16 protein-coding genes, 2 pseudogenes and 1 riboswitch are annotated in these 19780 nt (G+C 69.5%); of the genes and pseudogenes, 11 read left to right on the forward strand and 7 right to left on the reverse strand.

What is annotated here, in order from left to right; all coding sequences use genetic code 11:
* Positions 1-265 precede the first annotated feature (265 nt).
* On the reverse strand, positions 266-1243 hold the full coding sequence (locus NJE57_RS15410) for an aldo/keto reductase (protein ID WP_319029399.1): 978 nt from the start codon (positions 1241-1243) through the stop codon (positions 266-268).
* Positions 1244-1543: 300 nt separating this feature from the next.
* Positions 1544-2806: an IS256 family transposase gene (locus NJE57_RS15415; RefSeq protein ID WP_319029400.1), complete on the reverse strand. Its 1263-nt coding sequence runs from the start codon at positions 2804-2806 to the stop codon at positions 1544-1546.
* A 103-nt stretch (positions 2807-2909) separates the two neighbouring features.
* Between NJE57_RS15415 and NJE57_RS15420 the strand changes: the two are divergent.
* Positions 2910-3044: pseudogene (locus NJE57_RS15420) on the forward strand (TrkA C-terminal domain-containing protein); the annotation flags it as partial.
* A gap of 451 nt (positions 3045-3495) precedes the next feature.
* On the opposite strand, the gene NJE57_RS15425 reads toward NJE57_RS15420, so the two are convergent.
* Entirely contained in the window at positions 3496-3756 is a 261-nt protein-coding gene (locus NJE57_RS15425; protein ID WP_319029401.1) for a hypothetical protein, read from the reverse strand.
* On the opposite strand from NJE57_RS15425, the gene NJE57_RS15430 reads away from it, so the two are divergent.
* Complete coding sequence (locus tag NJE57_RS15430; RefSeq protein ID WP_319029402.1) at positions 3755-4579, forward strand: thioesterase family protein; 825 nt, start codon at positions 3755-3757, stop codon at positions 4577-4579. The two genes, NJE57_RS15425 and NJE57_RS15430, sit on opposite strands and share 2 nt — an antisense overlap.
* Positions 4580-4591: 12 nt before the next feature.
* Positions 4592-6226, forward strand: a complete 1635-nt coding sequence (locus NJE57_RS15435; protein ID WP_319029403.1) for an acyl-CoA dehydrogenase family protein — start codon at positions 4592-4594, stop codon at positions 6224-6226.
* Positions 6227-6607: 381 nt separating this feature from the next.
* Here NJE57_RS15435 and NJE57_RS15440 read toward each other — a convergent pair whose 3' ends face one another.
* Together NJE57_RS15440 and NJE57_RS15445 are read right to left on the reverse strand one after the other, a co-directional pair.
* Positions 6608-8242 carry a long-chain fatty acid--CoA ligase gene (locus tag NJE57_RS15440; RefSeq protein WP_413464426.1) on the reverse strand — a complete coding sequence of 545 codons (1635 nt, stop codon included), beginning with the start codon at positions 8240-8242 and terminating at the stop codon, positions 6608-6610.
* A 96-nt stretch (positions 8243-8338) separates the two neighbouring features.
* A complete protein-coding gene (locus tag NJE57_RS15445) occupies positions 8339-8755 on the reverse strand; it encodes a carboxymuconolactone decarboxylase family protein (protein WP_319029405.1) in 417 nt (138 codons plus the stop codon).
* 156 nt (positions 8756-8911) lie between these two features.
* A riboswitch (cobalamin riboswitch) is annotated at positions 8912-9057 on the forward strand.
* A gap of 88 nt (positions 9058-9145) precedes the next feature.
* Here NJE57_RS15445 and NJE57_RS15450 point away from each other — a divergent pair.
* The 4 genes and pseudogenes from NJE57_RS15450 to NJE57_RS15465 all read left to right on the forward strand — a co-directional run.
* Entirely contained in the window at positions 9146-10114 is a 969-nt protein-coding gene (locus NJE57_RS15450) for an ABC transporter substrate-binding protein (protein ID WP_319029406.1), read from the forward strand.
* Positions 10111-11139 carry an iron ABC transporter permease gene (locus NJE57_RS15455; RefSeq protein ID WP_319029407.1) on the forward strand — a complete coding sequence of 343 codons (1029 nt, stop codon included), beginning with the start codon at positions 10111-10113 and terminating at the stop codon, positions 11137-11139. Before NJE57_RS15450 ends, NJE57_RS15455 begins: the two co-directional genes overlap by 4 nt.
* On the forward strand, positions 11136-11981 hold the full coding sequence (locus tag NJE57_RS15460) for an ABC transporter ATP-binding protein (RefSeq protein ID WP_319029408.1): 846 nt from the start codon (positions 11136-11138) through the stop codon (positions 11979-11981). The genes NJE57_RS15455 and NJE57_RS15460 overlap by 4 nt, the downstream gene beginning before the upstream one ends.
* A pseudogene (locus NJE57_RS15465) lies at positions 11981-12781 on the forward strand (MBL fold metallo-hydrolase); the annotation flags it as partial. The gene NJE57_RS15460 and the pseudogene NJE57_RS15465, both read left to right, overlap by 1 nt.
* A gap of 4 nt (positions 12782-12785) precedes the next feature.
* Here NJE57_RS15465 and NJE57_RS15470 read toward each other — a convergent pair.
* Together NJE57_RS15470 and NJE57_RS15475 are read right to left on the reverse strand one after the other, a co-directional pair.
* Positions 12786-13433 carry a TetR/AcrR family transcriptional regulator gene (locus NJE57_RS15470; protein ID WP_319029410.1) on the reverse strand — a complete coding sequence of 216 codons (648 nt, stop codon included), beginning with the start codon at positions 13431-13433 and terminating at the stop codon, positions 12786-12788.
* Positions 13426-15882, reverse strand: a complete 2457-nt coding sequence (locus tag NJE57_RS15475; protein ID WP_319029411.1) for an MMPL family transporter — start codon at positions 15880-15882, stop codon at positions 13426-13428. Before NJE57_RS15475 ends, NJE57_RS15470 begins: the two co-directional genes overlap by 8 nt.
* 230 nt (positions 15883-16112) lie before the next feature.
* Here NJE57_RS15475 and NJE57_RS15480 point away from each other — a divergent pair, with 230 nt between their 5' ends.
* From NJE57_RS15480 to NJE57_RS15495, 4 genes are all read left to right on the forward strand, one after another.
* Complete coding sequence (locus NJE57_RS15480; RefSeq protein ID WP_319029412.1) at positions 16113-17507, forward strand: MBL fold metallo-hydrolase; 1395 nt, start codon at positions 16113-16115, stop codon at positions 17505-17507.
* Between the two features lie 111 nt (positions 17508-17618).
* On the forward strand, positions 17619-18215 hold the full coding sequence (locus NJE57_RS15485; protein WP_319029413.1) for a rhodanese-like domain-containing protein: 597 nt from the start codon (positions 17619-17621) through the stop codon (positions 18213-18215).
* A gap of 42 nt (positions 18216-18257) precedes the next feature.
* The gene (locus NJE57_RS15490; RefSeq protein ID WP_319029414.1) at positions 18258-19139 is read left to right on the forward strand and encodes a sulfite exporter TauE/SafE family protein; all 882 of its coding nucleotides are present in this window, start codon (positions 18258-18260) and stop codon (positions 19137-19139) included.
* A gap of 48 nt (positions 19140-19187) precedes the next feature.
* A complete protein-coding gene (locus NJE57_RS15495; protein WP_319029415.1) occupies positions 19188-19733 on the forward strand; it encodes a DUF421 domain-containing protein in 546 nt (181 codons plus the stop codon).
* Positions 19734-19780: the final 47 nt, after the last annotated feature.

The raw sequence follows: 19780 nt of genomic DNA on the forward strand, positions 1-19780 counted from the left end.
CAGCTCAGCACCGAAAACGATATAAGCCCTCAAACGCTACCGCACCTTCGAGCTGACAATCGCCGGCCAAACCGTCCACGCCGCCTCGCCCATACCCACCGAGATCCACAAACTCCTCGCGAAGCTCAACCGCGAGGAACGACCGCACTAAATTGAGCCAAGTCGGGTCAGGGTGCTGAGGGCTCGTTCCCTAACCGTGAGAAGTCCCAGAGGTCCTCTCCGGCGGGCGCGTGTGGGTTCCGCGCCCGACCATCCGGTAAGGCAATCAGCGGTTGACCGTTGACATGTCTTCGTAGCGGTCCCCGGCTGGGGCGGCTACGTCGTCGAGTGCCGCCAGCTGCGCTGTCGTGAGCTCGATCGCGTCCGCGGCGGCGTTCTCCTCCAGGTACGCCACGCGTTTGGTGCCGGGAATCGGGGCGATGTCATCGCCCTGGGCCAGCAACCACGCAAGAGCGACCTGCCCGGGCTTGACACTCAGTTCGGCGGCCACCGCGTCCACCTGCTCGACGATCCCGATGTTGTGCTGGAGGTTCTCCCCGGCGAAGCGGGGGTTATTGCGGCGGAAGTCGTCCTCGTCAAGCTGTTCCACGGAACGGATGGTCCCGGTGAGGAAGCCACGCCCCAAGGGGGAATACGGCACGAAACCGATGCCCAATTCCCTCACCGTTGGCAGGATTTCCTGTTCCGGATCCCGCGACCACAACGAGTACTCGGTCTGCAGAGCCGCCACCGGGTGGACTGCGTGAGCCCGGCGAATCGTCTCTGGAGCGGCTTCGGAGAGCCCGATATGACGGATCTTGCCCTCCTGGACCAGCTCAGCCAACGCCCCCATAGTCTCCTCCACCGGAATGTCCGGGTCCATCCTGTGCTGGTAGTACAGGTCGATGTAGTCGGTGTCCAACCGCTTCAATGACCCCTCTACCGACAGCCGGACGTTCTCAGCGCTTCCGTCTAACCCGAAAGCATCATTAGCGCGGTGGGAGATGGTGCCGAACTTGGTGGCGATCACTACTTCGGAGCGTCGGGAGCCCAGGGCACGGCCCAGCAGTTCCTCATTGACGTAGGGCCCGTACATCTCAGCCGTGTCGAAGAATGTAATGCCCAGTTCCAAGGCACGGTGGATCGTGGCGATCGACTCGGACTCGTTGGTGCCACTGCCGGTATAGAACGCCGACATACCCATGCATCCCAGCCCGAGGCGGGAAACCTCAAGCCCCGCAGCCCCCAATGTGACGTGCTTCATAGCGTTACGTCCTTCTTTTGAAAGTACTGACTCCGGAGCCAACGCATCAAGACCGGAATTTATTTCGCCCACCATCGATTGAACCCAGGCACGTGGACAATGAGGAAGAGATACCGACAGGCGCGGCCGCGGGCGTCACTACCGGCATGTCGCCGGGACGGGGAGGCCCAGTCCCGACCCTCCGGCTGCTCGTAACGCACTTTCGCGCGTCGCCGGATTTGCTGCCGGACTGGCTCACCACCGACAAAGCTGGCGATGGGGTCTGTCAACTTAACGGTGTATCTCTATTTTTGTAGTGGGTCAGGTGCGGTGGGCGGAGAGCCGGCCGTCGAAGGCGATGTCGAACGCGTTGAGTGCTTGCTTCCAGCGTTGGGTCCACCGGGCTCGGCCCTTGCCCGTTGGGTCCAGGGCCATCACGGCGAGGTAGACGCACTTGAGCGCGGCCTGCTCGTTGGGGAAGTGGCCCCGGGCCCTGACGGCCTTGCGGATGCGAGCGTTGACCGACTCGATGGCGTTGGTGGTGCACACGATCCGGCGGATCTCGCGGTCGAACTGTAGGAAGGGCACGAACTCGGCCCAGCTGTTCGACCACAATCGGACGATCGCCGGATACTTCTGGCCCCACTCTTCCTGGAATTCCAAGAAGCGTTCCTCGGCCTCGTCGACTGTCGCGGCCTGGTAGACCGGCTTGAGAGCGCGGGAGATCGCGTCCCAGTCCTGGCGGGCGGAGTAGCGGAAGCTATTGCGCATCAGGTGCACGATGCACGTTTGCACGATCGTGTCCGACCAGACGGTGTTCACCGCGTCAGGCAGCCCCTTGAGTCCGTCGCAGACGAGCATGAGGACGTCCTCGACGCCCCGGTTCTTGATCTCGGTCAGCACCTGCAGCCAGTACTTGGCGCCCTCGCCGCCGTCGCCGGCCCACAGGCCAAGGATGTCGCGGTTGCCGTCCACGGTCACGGCCAACGCGATGTAGATCGGCCGGTTAGCGACCTGCCCGTCGCGGACCTTGACGTTGATGCAATCGACGAACACCACCGGATAGACCGGGTCCAGAGGGCGGTTCTGCCACTCGGCCATCCCGTCCAGGACCTTGTCGGTGATGGTGCTGATGGTCGTCTTCGACACCTCTGAGCCATAGACGTCGCCCAGATGCGCGGAGATGTCCCCGTGTGTCATCCCGCGGGCCGACAGGGAGAGCACGATGTCCTCGATCGAGCCGAGCCGGCGCTGCCGCTTGCGCACGACCACCGGCTCGAACGAGCCAGCACGGTCCCGCGGGACGTCGACCTCCACCGGTCCGGCCTTGGTCAACACCGTCTTGGACCTCGTGCCGTTGCGGGCGTTGCCTTCGTCCACGCCCTGGTTCCGTTCGTGCTTGTCGTAGCCCAGGTGAGCGGTGATCTCGCCCTCCAGGGCCGACTCCAGGACGAGCTTGGTCAGCTGCCCGAGCAGACCGTCCTCGCACTCCACGGACAGGCCCTGCCGCTGGGCCTCGCCTACCAACTGCGCCACCAGCGCCTTGTCCACCACCGGTGGCTTCTCACCCGCCGTCGTCGACACTGCAGCTCCTCGGCCTCCGTCACGACCGGCGCCTGCACCGGCTCAACCTGCTTGATCATCGGGTACCTCCTGGATCGGAGTTACACCGTTGAAAGTACAGTCCCTAACCGTGGTGGCCATCAAACGTCCGGGACAGGGCTTCACCTACGCCACCGCCGACACGGTTCTTGCTGCGGGTGACACGATCATCGTGTCCGGCAAGACCCGTGACACTGAACGCTTCGCGGAACTGTCCTAGTTGTTCTCCCATAGCTGGGCGGGGGTCTGGTGCACGAGTAGGTGACATCTCATCCGGCTTGCCCTGCGGGGCGGGCCTGGAAGGATGTTGGTGTGCCCAAGCCCTACCCCCAGGGGTTCCGCGACGACGTCGTCCGGGTGGCCCGGAATCGCGAAGACGGTGTGACGCTCGAGCAGATCGCCGCCGACTTCAGGATCCACGCCGTCTACCTTGAACACGTAGCTGCGCGAGGCCAAACGCCGCGTTCGGCTACTGGAGCAGGAGGACGAGGTGCTGCGCCACGCTGCTGCGTACCCGTCCCAGGCGAACTTGCCGGGAAAAAGTGGTACGGTACCCGCTCGTGGGCGGGGCGATCCGCCCCTCGGTGAGTCCGTCGATCGTCGGCGTCTGGACTGGCCACATGAGCTGGGTTTTCTCCCGCGCGACGCCCGTCCGGATCCCTTTCGCGTCGCTACCCGCCGTCCGCGGCCGCGTCGTTGCCCGGTGCGGTGGACATGAGCTCCTGCGTGGGCGTGGAGGACGCCGGCGTCGTGACGCTGGTCCGCGGTGGTGGTCGTCGGCGACGACGGCTTTCACCCGCTCCACCTGCGCCGCCGCTGACCCGCGGTCCCGGGAGGAGGCGGGCGGTCTCCGGCAGCGGGCGTTCCTCGTCGTCGTCGCCCGTCTCCTCGGTACGGTGAGCCTGCCCCGCCCGTCCCACAGGAGGTCCCATGACTAGTCAGGACGCCCCCACCCACGTACTCGACGAGGCAGTCGCGCTGGAGCCGATCGGCGAGAACCTCTTCCGCGGGCGCACCCACGTCGCGTGGGCCAACATGGTCGGGCCGTTCGGCGGCATCACCGCGGCCACCATGCTGGGGGCGGTCCTGCAGCACCCCGACAGGCACGGCGACCCGCTCGCACTGACACTGAACTACGCCGGACCCGTCGCCGAGGGCGAGTTCCAGATCGAGGCCCGCCCCGCCCGCACCAACCGCTCCAATCAGCACTGGTGGGCGGAGATGCGCCAGGGCGACGAGGTCGTCACCACCGCCACCGCGATCACCGGACTGCGCCGCGAGACGTGGTCGGAGACCGAGACCGCCCCGCCGGCCGTGCCCGCGCCGGAGGAGCTCACCGTCGCGGCGTCGGACCGAAGCGTGCGGTGGGTGGACAACTACGACATGCGGTTCGTCACCGGCGGGTGGGACGCTGTGGCCTCCGGTGAGGAGCAGCCGGGGTCGACGACGACGATGTGGATCCGCGACGCCCCGACCCGCGGACTCGACCATCTCGCACTGACGTCCCTGTGTGATTCGTTCTTCCCGAGATCGTTCCTGCGGCTCGGTCGGCCGGTCCCGGCAGGCACGGTGACGTTGACGATCCACTTCCTCGCCACCGCCGACGAGATCGCCGCCCAGGGCACGGACTTCCTGCTCGGCAGCGTGCACTCGCATCGGTTCCACGGCAACTACCACGACGAGGTCGCGCGCCTGTGGAGCCGTGACGGCACACTGCTGGCCACGGGCACGCAGCTGATGTACTTCAAGTCGTAGGAGGAAGCAACGATGTCGACCACGCGCAACCACACCACGCATGAGGTCCTCAATCAGGCGCCGCCCCGCGTGGATGTGGACGAGTACGCCCTCGACCCGGCACTGCAGGAGGCCGTCGCGGTCTTCTCGCCGCACGCCCGCGTCGAGAGGTTCCACGAGATCGGCCGCCACGTGGGCACCGAGCAGTACCAACACGATGCGGAGCTGGCCAACACCCTCACCCCGGTGCACCGCGCCCACGACCGGTGGGGCAACCGGGTCGACGAGATCGAGTTCCACCCCGCCTACCACCGGATCATGGAGTACTCGGTGTCCCGCGGGCTGCACACCTCGGCGTGGGCCGACCCGGGGCCGGGGGCGAACGTCGAGCGGGCCGTGGGATTCATGCTGGTCTCGCAGATCGAGGCCGGCCACGGGTGCCCGCTGTCGATGACTCACGCGGTGGTCCCGTCGTTGCGGTTGAGCCCCGAGCTGGCCGCCGAGTGGGAGACGGCGCTGCTGTCGACGGTGTACGACCCCGAACTGCGCGATCCCGCCACCAAATCGGGCGTGCTGTTCGGGATGGCCATGACCGAGAAGCAGGGCGGTTCGGACGTCCGCGCCAACACCACCACCGCCGAGCCCCTCGGCGACGGCCTGCACGTGCTCCGGGGCCACAAATGGTTCTGCTCGGCGCCGCAGTCGGACGCCTTCCTGGTGTTGGCGCAGTCCCCGGAGGGTCTGAGCTGCCTTCTCGTTCCGCGCGTCCTGCCCGGCGGCGAACGCAACCCGTTCCTCGTGCAGCGCCTCAAGGACAAGTTGGGGAACAAGTCCAACGCGTCCTCGGAGGTGGAGTTCGACGGCACCCTCGGCTGGATGGTCGGGGAGCCCGGCCGCGGTGTGCGCACGATCATCGAGATGGTCGGCCGGACCCGCCTGGACGGCGTCCTCGGCGCGACGGCGGGCATGCGCCAGGGCGTGGCCGAGGCGGCGTGGCACGCCCGGCACCGGGCCGCGTTCGGCGCGACGCTGATCGACCAGCCCGCGATGGCCACGGTCCTGGCGGACCTGCAGCTCGAGGCGGAAGCCGCGACGTGGACCGCCCTGCGCCTGGCCTCGGCGTACGACGACGAGGAGTTCGCCCCCTACCGCCGGCTCGCCACCGCGGTCGCCAAGTACTGGATTTGTAAGCGCGGGCCCAACCACGCCTACGAGTCGTTGGAGTGCCTCGGCGGCAACGGGTACACCGAGTCGTTCCCGCTCGCGCGCCGCTACCGGGAGCAGCCGGTCCTCGCGGTGTGGGAGGGCTCGGGCAACGTCATCGCACTCGACGTACTGCGCGCGATGGCCCGCGAACCCGAGTCCGTGGCCGCGTTCGACGCCGAACTGGCCGCGCAGCTGGGCGGCCACGAACTGTACGACCGGCACGTCGGGCGGGTGCGCGGGCTCATCGGTCGCGCCGCCGGCGACCCGGACGCCGCCCCCGGGATCGCTCGCCGGCTGGTGGAGGCGATGGCGCTGGCCCAGCAGGGCGCGGTCCTGCTGGGCCACGCTCCGGCGTCGGTCGCGGAGGCGTTCTGCCTGGCCCGGCTCGGCGACGACCGCTCGGCCGAGTACGGGGCCCTGCCCGACGGCGTAGACATCGACGCACTGGTCGCTCGCGCGTAAGGCCGGCCGGGCTGTCGGCCGACGGGGTCGGGTGGAAGAATCGACACCACCGGTTTCGGTATTCGCGCGACAGCTTATGCCTGGTGTCACACATTGTGGTCACCTGTCAAAGAGGCGTCCGATATCCATCCCTGGGGATCCGCGTATCCATCCCTGGGGATCCGTGCGAGAGGGTCTACCGGCCCGGCCCCTGCGCTGCGCTGCGCGGCACGCTGCCGATCCTCGGCGCCACGTGGACGCACTGATCGGCAGGCGGACCACACTGCCCATCACCTCGCCGAGTGGTCACAAACGTCGCTTCCCAGGAGTCGCCACCAGGGAGAATGTGAACGAAAGTGACCACTCGGCGGAGGTAGCCGCCGCCAGCGGGCCCGGCGCCGGCTAGTTCTCCAGGGCGTTCACCACGGTGAGTTCGCCGTCGGAATGCGAGACGCGGATGCGCTTCTTGTCGAGCTTGCCGACGGAGGTCTTGGGGATCTCGTGGACGAACGCGAACTTCTCGGGCACCTGCCACTTGGCCATCCGTTCGGCCAGGTGATCGCGCAGCTCCTCGACGCTCGGGTCGGGCACACCGTCCTTGACGACGATGGTGGCCAGCGGCCGCTCGTCCCACTTGGGGTCGGGGACACCGATCACGGCGGCCTCCGCCACGGACGGGTGCTCGAGGAGGTAGTTCTCCACCTCGACGGACGAGATCCACTCGCCACCGGACTTGATGATGTCCTTCGCGCGGTCGGTGAGCTGCAGGAACGCCTCGGGCTTGATATACCCCACGTCGCCGGTGCGCAGCCAACCGTCGTCGAAGGAGTCCGAGGCGTCCACTTTGTAGTAGCTGCCGGTGACCCACGGGCCGCGGACCTCCAGCTCGCCGACGGACTCGCCGTCCCACGGCAGGGCCTGGCCGGAATCGTCGACGATACGGGCCTTCACGCCGGCGATGAGTCGGCCCTGCGTCATGCGGAGCTCGAACTGCTCCTCCTCCGGCAGGGAGGCCTTCGGGCGGGACAGGGTGCCGATGGGCGAGGTCTCGGTCATGCCCCACGCGTGGACGATGTTGATCCCGTATTTGTCCCGGAACTTACGGATCAGCTCCGGCGGGCACGAGCTGCCGCCGACGACCACGGCGCGGAAGCTCGACATGTCGATGGGGTGGTCCACGCTGTACGCGTCCACGGCCTGCCAGATCGTGGGGACGGCGGCGGCCAGCGTCGGACGCTCGGAGGCGATCATCGCCGCGAGGGGCTCCGGCTGGAGGAAACGCTCGGGCATGATCAGCGACGCGCCCACCATGAAGGCCGCGTACGGCAGCCCCCACGACATGGCGTGGAACATCGGCACGATCGCCAGCACGTTGTCGTCAAGCGAGATGTCCATGCCGTCGGACATGCACACCTGCATCGAGTGGAGGTAGATCGACCGGTGCGAGTAGACGACGCCCTTCGGGTCGCCGGTGGTGCCCGAGGTGTAGGCCATCGCGGCGCCGGAGTTCTCGTCGACCTCCGGCCAATCGAACTCGGTGGACTGGGCGGCAAGGAGCGCGTCGTAGTCGTGCACCCGGACGCCCTCGGGAGCCTCGAGGTTCGCGGCGCCCCCACCGGTGACGATCACGTGCTCGACCGTCGAGAACCGGGGCAGGAGCGGCTGCAGGAGCGGGATCAGGCTCGGGTCGACGATCACGACCTTGTCCTCTGCGTGGTTGGCCACGAACTCGAGCTGGTCCGGGAACAGCCGGATGTTCAGCGGATGCAGCACGGCGCCCATGGACGGGATCGCGAGGTAGGCCTCCAAGTGCTCGGAGTTGTTCCACTGGAATGTGGCGACCCGCTGGTCACCGTCGACCCCCAGGGAACGCAGCGCGTTGGCCAGCTGCGCGGCGTGCTTGCCCAGATCGCCGTAGGTGATCTTCCGTGGTCCCTGATCGGTCCAGGTGGTGACGACCGCATCGGAGTGGACGGTCGCACCGAACTGCAGGATCGTGCTGATGTTCAACTGCTCCGGCATCATCGTGCTCTTAATGAGGGGCTCCTTGATCGAGGGGTGGCGTCTGTCACTCTCGTGTCGAGACTACCTGACGTCCATGACGTCCATGACGTCCTTGGGCCGTGTGGGCGATCACCCGTCGAGGTCGTCGAAGACGGTCTGGACGGTCCTCATCGCCGCGAGGGCCGCCGGCGCGCCGCAGTACCCCGAGGCGTGGATGACCGCCTCGGTGATCTCCTCGCGGGCCAACCCGTTGGTCAGCCCGCCGCGTACATGCCCCGCCGGCTCGGCGTCCGCGCGCAGTGCCACGAGCATCCCGATATTGAGCAGGCTGCGATCCCGTCGGTCCAACCCGGGCCGGTTCCAGATGTTGCCCCACACGTTCTCTGCGACCACGTGCTGGATCGCCTCCGACGCCGTCCCGGCCGCCCGATCCATGGCACGGTCGACGAAGGCGTCGCTCATCACCTCGCGCCGGGTCGCGAAACCCTGCTCGCGCAGATCCCCGGCCGAAGGCCCCTCGCCTGCAGAATTCGTCGTCGCAGTCATCTCCACGGTCCTCTCCCACTGCCGACAGGTCTCGGTAACCATCCTCCCCGGACCGACTCCATCGCCTCCGCGTGCCCTCACCCCACCTCGGTCAGACGCGGGGGCGGCTCGGACAGGGGCGGCAGCGGAGGCGCAGGATGGGCGGACGCGGCGACGGGTGGGATACCCTCGACGGGTCCGGCCAACAGCGTCGGACCCCCCGCGGCAACTCGGCGGAAGTCGGTGCGAATCCGACGCTGTCCCGCAACTGTGATCCCGTCTCGGGCGGGCGAGCCAGATCGGCCGGTACCGCGGCAGCCGTACGTACTGACCTCGGACGAAGGACGGTCGCGTGCAGCGGCCCCGGCCGCGGCCCGAGCTGTTTTCGTCCTCCGAACCACGGAGGATGCCATGCCCCACCCGACCGACCTCGGCCACTCCCCGGCTCGCCGGGCCCGCCGGTCCCGCACACTGCTGGTCGCCCTCCTGGCCGCCCCGGCGCTGGTCGCCACCGCGTGCAGCGGGTCCGCCGGCGACGAGCCGGCCCCGGCCGACCAGACCTCCGCCGCGGCGGACGAGCCACAGGCGATCGTGTCTCTGGCCCCCACCACCACCGAGATGCTCTACGCCGTCGGCGCCGGGGACAGCGTCGTGGCGGTCGACGAGCGCTCCGATTTCCCCTCCGACGCCCCGGCCACCGACCTGTCCGGCTACACGCCCAACCTCGAGGCGATCCTGGGGTACGCGCCGGACCTCGTGGTGCTCACCGACGACACCGGGGACATCGTGGCCGGCCTCGAACGCTCCGGCGTCGAGGTGCTGCAGCTGCCCGCCGCGCAGACCCTCGACGACACCTACACCCAGCTCGAGCAGGTCGGGGCCGCCACCGGGCACATCGGCGAGGCCGTCGAACTCGTGTCGCGGATGCGAGGCGAGATCGACGGGATCGTCGCCTCGGTGCCGGAGCGCGAGACCCCGCTGACGTACTTCCACGAGCTCGACGACACCTACTACACCGTCACCGACGACACCTACGTCGGCGAGATCTACTCCATGCTGGGCCTGACCTCCATCGCCACCGGTGACAACCCCTACCCGCAACTGTCCGAGGAACTCATCCTCGAGGCCGACCCGGACCTCGTGTTCCTCGCCGACGGCCAGTGCTGCGGCGTCACCCCGGAGGTCGTGGCCGAGCGGCCCGGGTGGGACGGGCTCACCGCCGTGCGCGAGGGCAGCGTTCACGTGGTCGACGAGGACCTGTCCAGCCGGTGGGGCCCGCGCGTGGTCGACTTCATGCGCGAGGTCGCCGCGATCGTGGCAGCAGTGCCCGATGCAGTGTCCGATACCACGCGGACCCCCGCGAACCAGCCCGGCTCGTGACCCACCCGTCGCCCCGCCACGCCCTGGTGCTGGGCGGGGCGACGCTGCTGCTGGCCGCGGCGGTCCTGCTCGGCACCCTCATCGGACCGGCCGGCCTCACCCCGGGCGGCGTGGTGCTCGAACTGGTGGGCCGGCTGCCGCTCGTCGACATCGACTCCGGGTTCACCGGGCGTCAGCAGGTCATCCTGTGGGAGATCCGCATCCCACGCGTGGTGCTGGGTGCGATCGTCGGCGCGATGCTCGCGATCGCCGGGGCCACCTACCAGGGCGTGTTCCGCAACCCGCTCGCCGACCCGTACCTGCTGGGGGTGTCCAGCGGGGCGGGTCTGGGCGCCACCCTGGCGATCGTGGTGGGCGGCGCGATGGGCTCGGCGATGGTGCCACCCGCCGCGTTCGCCGGCGGCATGATCGCGGTGCTCGCCACCTACACCCTGGGCCGCAGTGTCGGCGGCGGACGCAGTGAGGTCGTCATCATCCTCGCGGGCGTCGCGGTGGCGGCGTTCGCCAGCGCCATCCAGACGTTCTTCATGCAGCGCCACGACGAGACCCTGCGGCAGGTGTACTCCTGGATGCTCGGCCGCCTCACGACCAGCGGCTGGGCCGACGTGCAGACCGTGCTGCCGTACGTGATCGTGTCGGTGGCCGTGATCGCCCTGTTCCGTCGCACCCTCGACGTGATGGCGGTCGGGGACGCCGAGGCCGCGACGCTGGGTATCGCCCCGGCGCGGGTGCGCCTGGTCCTCCTCATCGTGGCGACCCTCGGTACGGCGGCGGTGGTGTCCGTGTCGGGCCTGATCGGGTTCGTCGGCATCGTCATCCCCCACGCCGTGCGGATGCTCATCGGGCCGGGGCACCGCCTGCTGCTGCCGGTGTCGCTGCTGGTCGGCGCGGCCTTCCTCATCCTGGCCGACGTCGTCGCCCGCACCGCGATGAGTCCGGCCGAGCTGCCCATCGGCGTGGTCACCGCCGCGATCGGCGCCCCGTTCTTCCTCATCGTCCTGCGTCGCAGCCGGGGGCACATATGACCACCACACCACCCAGGTCGTCCGCGCCCGCCGCCCTGACCTGCCGCGACCTGCGCGTCACCCTGGACCGCACGGCCATCCTCCACGGCATCGATCTCTCCGTGGACGCCGGATCGTGGGTGTCCCTGGTGGGCCCCAACGGCTCCGGCAAGACGACCCTGCTGTTCGCGCTCGCCGGGCTCATCCCCGCCTCCGGCCACATCGAGGTCGACGGGCTGACCCCGCGCCGGGCGGGTCGCCGCAGGGTGGCACGGACCGTGGCGATGATGCCACAGCGCCCGGTCATCCCCGAGAGGGTCACGGCGCGCGAGCTCATCGGACTCGGCCGCACGCCGCACATCGGCCGGTTCGGCACCGAGACCGCCGGCGATCACGAGGTCGTCGACCGCGTCATCGATCGCCTGGACCTGCACGACCTGGCCTCACGCACCGCCACGACGCTGTCCGGGGGCGAGTTGCAGCGGGTGGTGCTGGGCCGCTCGCTGGCCCAGGAACCGCGGGTGCTGCTACTCGACGAGCCCACCAGCGCGCTGGACATCGGCCACCAGCAGCAGGTGCTCGACCTGGTGGACTCCATCCGCCGCGAGACCGGCCTGACCGTCGTGGCCGCGATGCACGACCTCACCTCGGCCGCGCACTACGGCGAGCGGCTGGTGCTGCTCGACCGGGGCCGAGTGCTCACCGACGGCCGGCCCGAGGCGGTCCTCACCGCCGAGCGGGTGGCTCAGGTCTACGACGCGCGGGTGGAGGTCCTGGACCGCCGCGACGGCCGCGCCGTATTGCCGCTGCGCGAGGCGGGGCCGGACCCCGCGCCCGGGTCGACACCGGGGGCGGGCGCCTGATGGAGGTCGTACTGCTGGGGACCGGAGCCGCGGACGGCTGGCCCAACCCGTTCTGTCTGTGTCCGTCGTGCGGCGAGGCACGCCGGCTCGGCGTGGTGCGCGGCCAGACGTCCGCACTTGTCGACGACGAGTTGCTGATCGACTGCGGACCGGAGGCACCCGGCTCGGCCGTGCGGCTCGGACGCTCGCTGGCGGCGGTCGGACATCTGCTCGTCACCCACGCCCACGCCGACCATCTCGGTCCCCAGGCCCTGCTCTTCCGCTCGTGGGTCCCCGACGCGGGTGCTCTGGAGGTGCTCGGCCCCGCGGACGCGCTCGACGCGTATCGGCCCTGGGTGGGCCCCGCAGACCCGGTGCGATTCGTTCCCGTCGCTGCCGGTGACCGGCTCATCGTGGGCGCCTACGAGGTGCGTGTGCTGCCCGCCCGGCACCGAGTGTTCCGCGACGGCGACGCGGTGCTCTACGACGTGACCGGGCCCGACCGTACCCGCCTGCTGTGGGCGAGCGACACCGGACCGTGGGACGACGAGTGGTTCACCACGGTGCGCGGCGCCCACTACGACGCGGTATTCCTCGAGGAGACGCTGGGCGACCGCGAGGAGATCTCCCCCGTCCACCTGGGCCTGGACCGGTTCGGGGCGATGCTCCGGCGACTCCGCGCCATCGGGGCGGTCGACGAGCGGACCGACGTGGTGGCCGTGCACCTGGGCCACCACAACCCGCCGCCCGACGAACTGGCGGAGCGTCTGCGAGCGCACGGCGCGCGGGCCGGTGTCGACGGCGAGGTCGTCCGCTGCGGCTAGGTCAGTCGCGCTCGAGGAACGGCGCGGCGCCGTGCTGGAGGAGGTCGAACGCCTCGTCCAGGTAGGACTCGGGGGTGTCCACCGTCCCCTGCCCCTGGCTCTGCGACCCGGCCGTGGAGTCGGCGGGCCCGGCCCTACCCGGCCGATGCCTGAGCACCGACGCCCCGGCGGCGAGGCTCAGGTCGACCATGACGCGGACCCGGAACCTGGTGAGCTGCGGTGCGCGGCGGCCGACCGCCTCGTAGAGCGGATCCAGGATGTTCTCGGCGATGCCGGTCCGGGCTTCCGGACCGAGCATCAGCCCGATCTGTTCCCCGGCCACTAGAAGGTTCTCGGCGGCATCGATGTCGTCCGCCGAGCGCCCGTAGAGCTCGCGGAACGTCGAGCGCAGGGCATCCAGTGGCGACAGGTCCGACGGTGCCTGCTCCACCTCCCGCACCCATTCGGCGATCTGTTCGCGTAGGAAGTGCACGAACGCGTCCTCGCGGTGGGCGAAGTAGTTGTGGAAGGTCCGGGTCGAGACACCTGCCCTCCCGGCGATGGCCGAGACCGTCGCCCGCTCCGCCCCGTCGGCGACCAGCAGTTCCACTGCGGCCGCCGAGAGGCGGGTGCGGGTGTCGGCCTTCTTGCGCTCACTAAGGCTAGGCATCGGTGCGAGTTCCGACGCCACCACCGTCGCCGGCGGGGACCCCGGGCTCGTGCCGGCCCGCGTCGGTGGACTGCGCGGCCACGTCGCCGGACGCGTGCCGACCGGCGGTCCCGGACCCGGCTGTCCCGGGCTCAGCGGTCTCCAAGGCGGAACCCTCCACGTCGACGGTCGGGAGGACCTTGTCCAACCACCGCGGCAGGCCCCAGGCGCGCTCGCCGAGGAGGAACATCACCGCGGGGATGATCGTCATACGGACGATGAAGGCGTCGAAGAGCACGGCGACCGCCAAGGCGAAACCCATCACCTTGATGAACTGCTCGTCGATCAACATGAACGCGGCGAAGACGCTGATCATGATCAACGCCGCGGCGGTGACCACGCGGGCCCCGTGCTTGAAACCGTTGGCGACCGCGTTGTGCGCGGTCTTGCCGTGCACCCACCCCTCGCGCATCCTCGTCACCAGGAACACCTGGTAATCCATGGCGAGGCCGAACACGATGCCGATGAGCATGATCGGCAGGAAGCTGATGATCGGCTGCGGATCGGAGATGATCCCGCCCCAGCCCTCCTGCCAGATCGCGACGGTGAGTCCGAAGGTCGCCGCCACCGACAGGCCGAAGCCCAGCGCGGCGATCAGCGGGACCCAGATCGACCGGAAGACCAGCATGAGCAGGACGAACGCGAGTGCGAGGACGATCCCGATGTACGGGAGCAGGACCTCGGTGAGCCGGTCGGAGATGTCCTCGTAGATCGGGGTGACACCGGTGACGGAGTACGTCCCCCCGGTCTCCTGCTCGAAGTCCGTGGCGCCTGCCCTGATCTCCTCCAGGACAGCCGAAGCCCGCTCGTCCGTCGCTCCGTACTCGGGCGTGATGAGCACCTGGGCGGCGTTTCCGGCCTCGTTCGTCTCGATGATCTGTGCGTTCTGCACCCCGTCGAGCGACTGGATGTCGGCGACGGCTGTGGACCACGCGGCCGGACCATCCTCCTCCGGCACCGCGAGCGTGTCGACGAGGGCGATCATCGGTGCGTTGCGGCCCGGACCGAACGCCTCCTCCGTCATGTCGTAAGCCATGCGGTTCGGGGTGTCCGGGGCCATCGTGCCGTCGGACGGCATGGCCAGCCGCAACTGCACCGCCGGCAGCGCCAACAGCAGGAGCAACAGGACACCGGCGGTCGCGAAGATCACGGGGCGGGCGCGGATCTTCCGCACCCACGCCAGACCCATCGTCGGCTTCTCGTCCTCCGGGTCGGGCGCCTTGACGCCGCGGACACGGGCCGCGAAGAGCTTGGTGCCGACGGCCCCGAGGATGGCCGGCAGCAGCGTGATCGCGACCAGGACGGCGATCGCCACGGTCGCGGCGGCGGACAGCGCCATCGCGGTGAGGAACGGGATGTTGATGATCGACAGCGCGGCGAGCGCGATGAGGACGGTCAGTCCCGCGAAGACGACGGCGGAGCCGGCCTTGCCGACCGCGAGCCCGGCGAGGTGCGCGCGCTGCGCGGCGTCGATGCCCTTGAGCTTCTGCGCGAGTTCCGCGGGCTCGAGATCGTTTCCGCCGATGTGTTTGACCAGCTCCGTGCGGAAACGCGAGACGATGAACAGCGCGTAGTCGATGCCCACGGCGAGACCGATCATCGACGCCAGGGTGGGCGTCATGGAGTTGATGGTGTCCGTGAACGAGGTGGCGGCGAAGACGCCGCCGATGCCGATCCCGACGCCGATCACGCCCGTGAGCAGCGGCAGGCCGGCGGCGATGAGCGATCCGAAGGTGATGAGGAGGATGACGGCGGCGACCGCGATGCCGATGATCTCGCCGATGGCGCTGATCTCGGACATCTGGAAGGCGTTGCCGGAGTAGGCGATGGTCAGGTCGCCCTCGTGCTCGGCGACGACGTCCGCGAACGCCTCACGGTCCTCGGCCTGCACGTCCGTGGTGCTCTCGGCCGCGAACCGGATCTCGAGGGTGCCGGTCGTCTCATCCGGGCTCAGCGGGCTCAGGGCCGCGATGTCGGCCTCGATCTGCTCAGGGGGCATGTCCTGCTCCGCCTTGGCGGCGGTCAGCTGCTCCGACAGTCCCTCGGCGGCGACAACCGGGTTGACCAGCTCGTCCGTCCCGGTGAGGAAGTCGAGCTCACGCACGTCGGCGAGGAAGTCGTCGACCTCCTCCGTCACCGCCGGATCGGTGAGGGTGCTGCCCTCCGGCGCCCGGATGACGACGGTGCCCGTCGGGGCGTCGAGCTGGCTCCCGGCTCCGGCGAACCGCTCCTGCATCTGCTCCTGGGTCTCGATCGACTCCAGGCCCGGGATCGAGAAGGTGGTGCTGGTCTGCTGGGACAGCGTGGCCGCGGCGGTGCCGACGCCGATGATCAACAGCATCCAGGCGGCGATGAACCTCCAGCGGTGGAGGTAGGCGGACCGCCCGATGCGGTAGAGAAATGACGCCATGCGCTGGCTCCTCGTGCGTAGGTGCGACTCGCGATCCCCCGCAGTTTTGCACGCGAGCTGCACCATTGCACAGTCCGTGCAACTAGTTGTGGCGCACGACACTCCGCACTCCACCCGGCCCCACCCTGCCCGTGTGGCCTCCGACACCGCCGCCTTGCGGATACCCCCCGGGGTATGTAGGTTCGTGGCACACCCACCGCAAGGGGACCCCGATCGACAAGGAGACTTCGATGCTTCTCGAACGCATCTATGACGAGGACCTGGCCCAGGCCGGCTACTTCATCGGCTGTCAGGCCAAGGGAGAGGCCGTGGTCGTCGACGCCCGCCGTGACATCGGTGAGTACCTGGACCTGGCCGCGCGCCACGGCATGACGATCACCGCCGTCACCGAGACCCACATCCACGCCGACTACCTGTCCGGTACCCGCGAGCTGGCCGAGGCCACCGGGGCGACCGCCTACGTCTCCGGCGAGGGCGGCGACGACTGGCAGTACGGCTTCGAGGCCGAGCGCCTCCACCACGGCGACCAGCTGAGGCTGGGCAACATCACCGTCGAGGCCGTGCACACACCCGGGCACACCCCGGAACACCTGTCCTTCCTGGTCACCGACGGCGCGTTCGCCGATACCCCCGGGTACATGCTGACCGGCGACTTCGTCTTCTCCGGGGATCTCGGGCGACCGGACCTGCTGGATGAGGCGGCCGGCGGGGTCGACACCCGCTTCGAGGGCGCCAAGCAGATCTTCCGCAGCCTGAAGAACTCGTTCGTCACGCTGCCGGACCACGTCCAGGTCTTCCCCGGCCACGGCTCGGGTAGCGCCTGCGGCAAGGCTCTGGGCGCGCTGCCGTCGACGAGCGTCGGCTACGAACGCCGCTACGCCTGGTGGGGCGGGTACGTCGAGCGGGACGACGAGCAGGGCTTCGTCGACGAACTGCTCGACGGCCAGCCCGATGCGCACGCGTACTTCGGGCGGATGAAGCGGGAGAACCGGCAGGGCCCGACGGTCCTCGGCCCACTTTCTCCGCTCCGCGAGTACGCCCCGGCCGAGCTCTCAGCCGCGCTCGAGTCAGGTCAGGTCGTCGTCGTCGACACCCGGGGCCAGGGCGAGGTCCACGCCGGCACCGTTCCCGGTGCGCTCAACATCCCCGGCACCGGAAAGGCCGCCTCCTTCGGCGCCTGGGTCTACGACCCCGAGCGGGAGGACACGCCCCTGGTCGTCCTCGCTCCCGACGAGGAGGTCGCCGGTGAGTACCGCAACCACCTGCTGCGGGTTGGTATCGACACGGTCACCGGCTACACGACCAGCCTCGAGGGCCTGCCCACCACGACCCCCGAGATGATCGGACCGGACGAGCTGGCCTCGTTCGACGCGGCGATGGTCGTGGACGTGCGCAACAAATCTGAGCACGCAGATGGCCACATCCCGGGCTCCGAGCAGCTCAGCGGTGGTCGGGTGCTGTGGAACCTCGACCGGCTCCCGGCCGACGGGCCGATCGTGACCTACTGCCAGAGCGGCGTCCGCAACTCGGTGGCGGCCAGCGCCCTGCGTCGCGCCGGCTACCGCGTGGTCGAGCTCGAGGGCAGCTACGCCGCCTGGTCCGAGCGCAACCTCGCGACCGTCTGACACGCCCGCATCCCGCACCCCGGGGGCCGGACACCCCGTCCGGCCCTCGGCCCGGTGGCGCACCCGCCACCACCCCGACTCCCCGAACAGTCAAAGGAACTCGCGTCACCCATGCTCTCCACGCTCACCAACGCCCCGACCATCGCCCCCGCCGACCTGCGCGACGCCCTGGACTCGGACACCCCGCCCACCGTCATCGACGTGCGGTCCGGTGCAGAGTTCTCCTCGGTCCACCTCCGCGGCTCCTACAACGTGCCGCTCCCCCTGCTCGCGGAGCACGGTGAGGAGTTCGCCGCCCGCCTGCCCGGTCAGGTCGTCCTGATCTGCCAGTCCGGCAACCGCGCCCGCCAGGCGAACGAGCGGCTCGAGTCGGTGGGCGTGGACCCCGCCTCGGTCACGGTCCTCGACGGCGGCATCGCCGGCTACGAGGCCGCCGGCGGCGAGGTCGTCCGCGGCAAGGGCGCCTGGGCGATGGACCGGCAGGTCCGCATGGTCGCCGGCTCGCTCGTCCTGGCCGGCGTCACGGCCTCCAAGGTCGGCTCCCCCAGGTTCGCCTACCTCGCCGGCGCCATCGGCGCGGGCCTGACGTACTCCGCGGCGAGCAACTCCTGCGCCATGGCCGCAGGCCTGTCGAAGATGCCGTGGAACCGGTCGGCCGACGAGCCCGGCCTCGGCGCCGTCCTGGACTCGCTGCCCACCCGCTCCTGACCGATCCCACCCCGGCGCCCCCGCCGGAGAAAGGCACCTGACATGGAGATCACCACGATCATCGTCGTGGCCCTGGCCGTCCTGGTCGGACTGTCCCTGGGCCTGCTCGGCGGGGGCGGTTCCATCCTCGTCGTCCCACTGCTCACCTACATCGGAGGGCTCGATCCCCGCGAGGCCATCGCGACCTCCCTGTTCGTCGTCGGCGCCACCTCACTCGTCAGCCTCGTCGGCCACGCCCGCAAGGGCAACGTCCAGTGGCGCACGGGACTGATCTTCGGCGCCGCCGGCATGGTGGGCGCATTCGGCGGCGGACTGGCCGGCGGCTACATCCCCGGCACCGTCCTCATGGTCGCCTTCGCGATCATGATGATCGCCACCGCCGGCGCCATGATCAAGGGACGCAAGGACCGCGACGGGCAGAGCACCGACCACCACCATCCCCTCTGGCGAATCCTCCTGGATGGCCTTGTCGTGGGCGCCGCGACCGGCCTGGTCGGCGCGGGCGGCGGCTTCCTCGTCGTCCCGGCCCTCGTCCTCCTGGCGGGCCTGCCCATGACCGCCGCCGTGGGCACCTCCCTGCTGGTCATCGCCATGAAGTCCTTCGCCGGCCTCGGCGGATACCTCACCTCGGTCAGCCTCGACTGGCCGCTCGTCGCCGCGGTCACCGCCGCCGCCATCGCCGGGTCGTTCATCGGCGTCCGGCTCACCTCCGTGGTACCGGAGAAGGCACTGCGCAAGGGCTTCGGCTACTTCGTCCTGCTCATGGGCGCCTTCGTCCTGTCCCAGGAACTGCCCTTCCCCGCCGCACCGATCATCCTCGGCATCGTCGTGGTCCTGGCCACGGCCGCGGCGATCTGCATGCTCGGGTTCAAGGAGCGCTGCCCGCTCCGGTCGGCCACACCGGCCGTCGTCAGCATGGCCTGACGCCGGGGCCGGTTGCCCTCCTCCTGCCGTGCGCGCACGATGCGCGGCATGGACTCCACATTGATCTGGGACGGTTGGGGACCGATCGTCCACTCCGCTGTCATGGTCGTCTGCGGCTTCGTCGCCCTCGTACTGATCCTCCGCGTGTCCGGCCCACGGACGATGGCCAAGATGACCCCTCTGGACTTCATCGTCGCCGTGACCATCGGGTCGGCCTTCGGCCGTACGCTCACCGCCACCTCCGTGCCCCTGGCCCAGACGGTCCTCGTGCTGGCCCTCCTGGTGGGGATCCAGTGGGTCTTCGCGGCCGCTCGCGCCAAGTCGACGCGGGTGCGGGCGCTGCTCGACAACCCACCGGTTCTCCTCTATTACCAGGGGCGGATCCAGGACAGGGCACTGCGGAGCCACCGCCTCCTCGAGGAGGACGTCCACACCGCCGCGCGGCAATCCGGGAAGGGATCCCTTGAGCAGGTGGCCGCGGTGATCCTCCAGCAGGACGGAAGCCTGGGGGTGATCGGCCGCGACGACCTCGGCGACGCCTCGAGCCTGCTGCCGTACACCGGACGGGACGATATACACGACAACGAGGGATAAGAAAAGCCTCTCGTTGCGGAAGCGTGAACAAAATCACATGGTTACGG

Origin of the sequence: Dietzia sp. PP-33, assembly GCF_033790845.1 — a bacterium.
In the GTDB taxonomy this organism is placed as follows: domain Bacteria; phylum Actinomycetota; class Actinomycetes; order Mycobacteriales; family Mycobacteriaceae; genus Dietzia.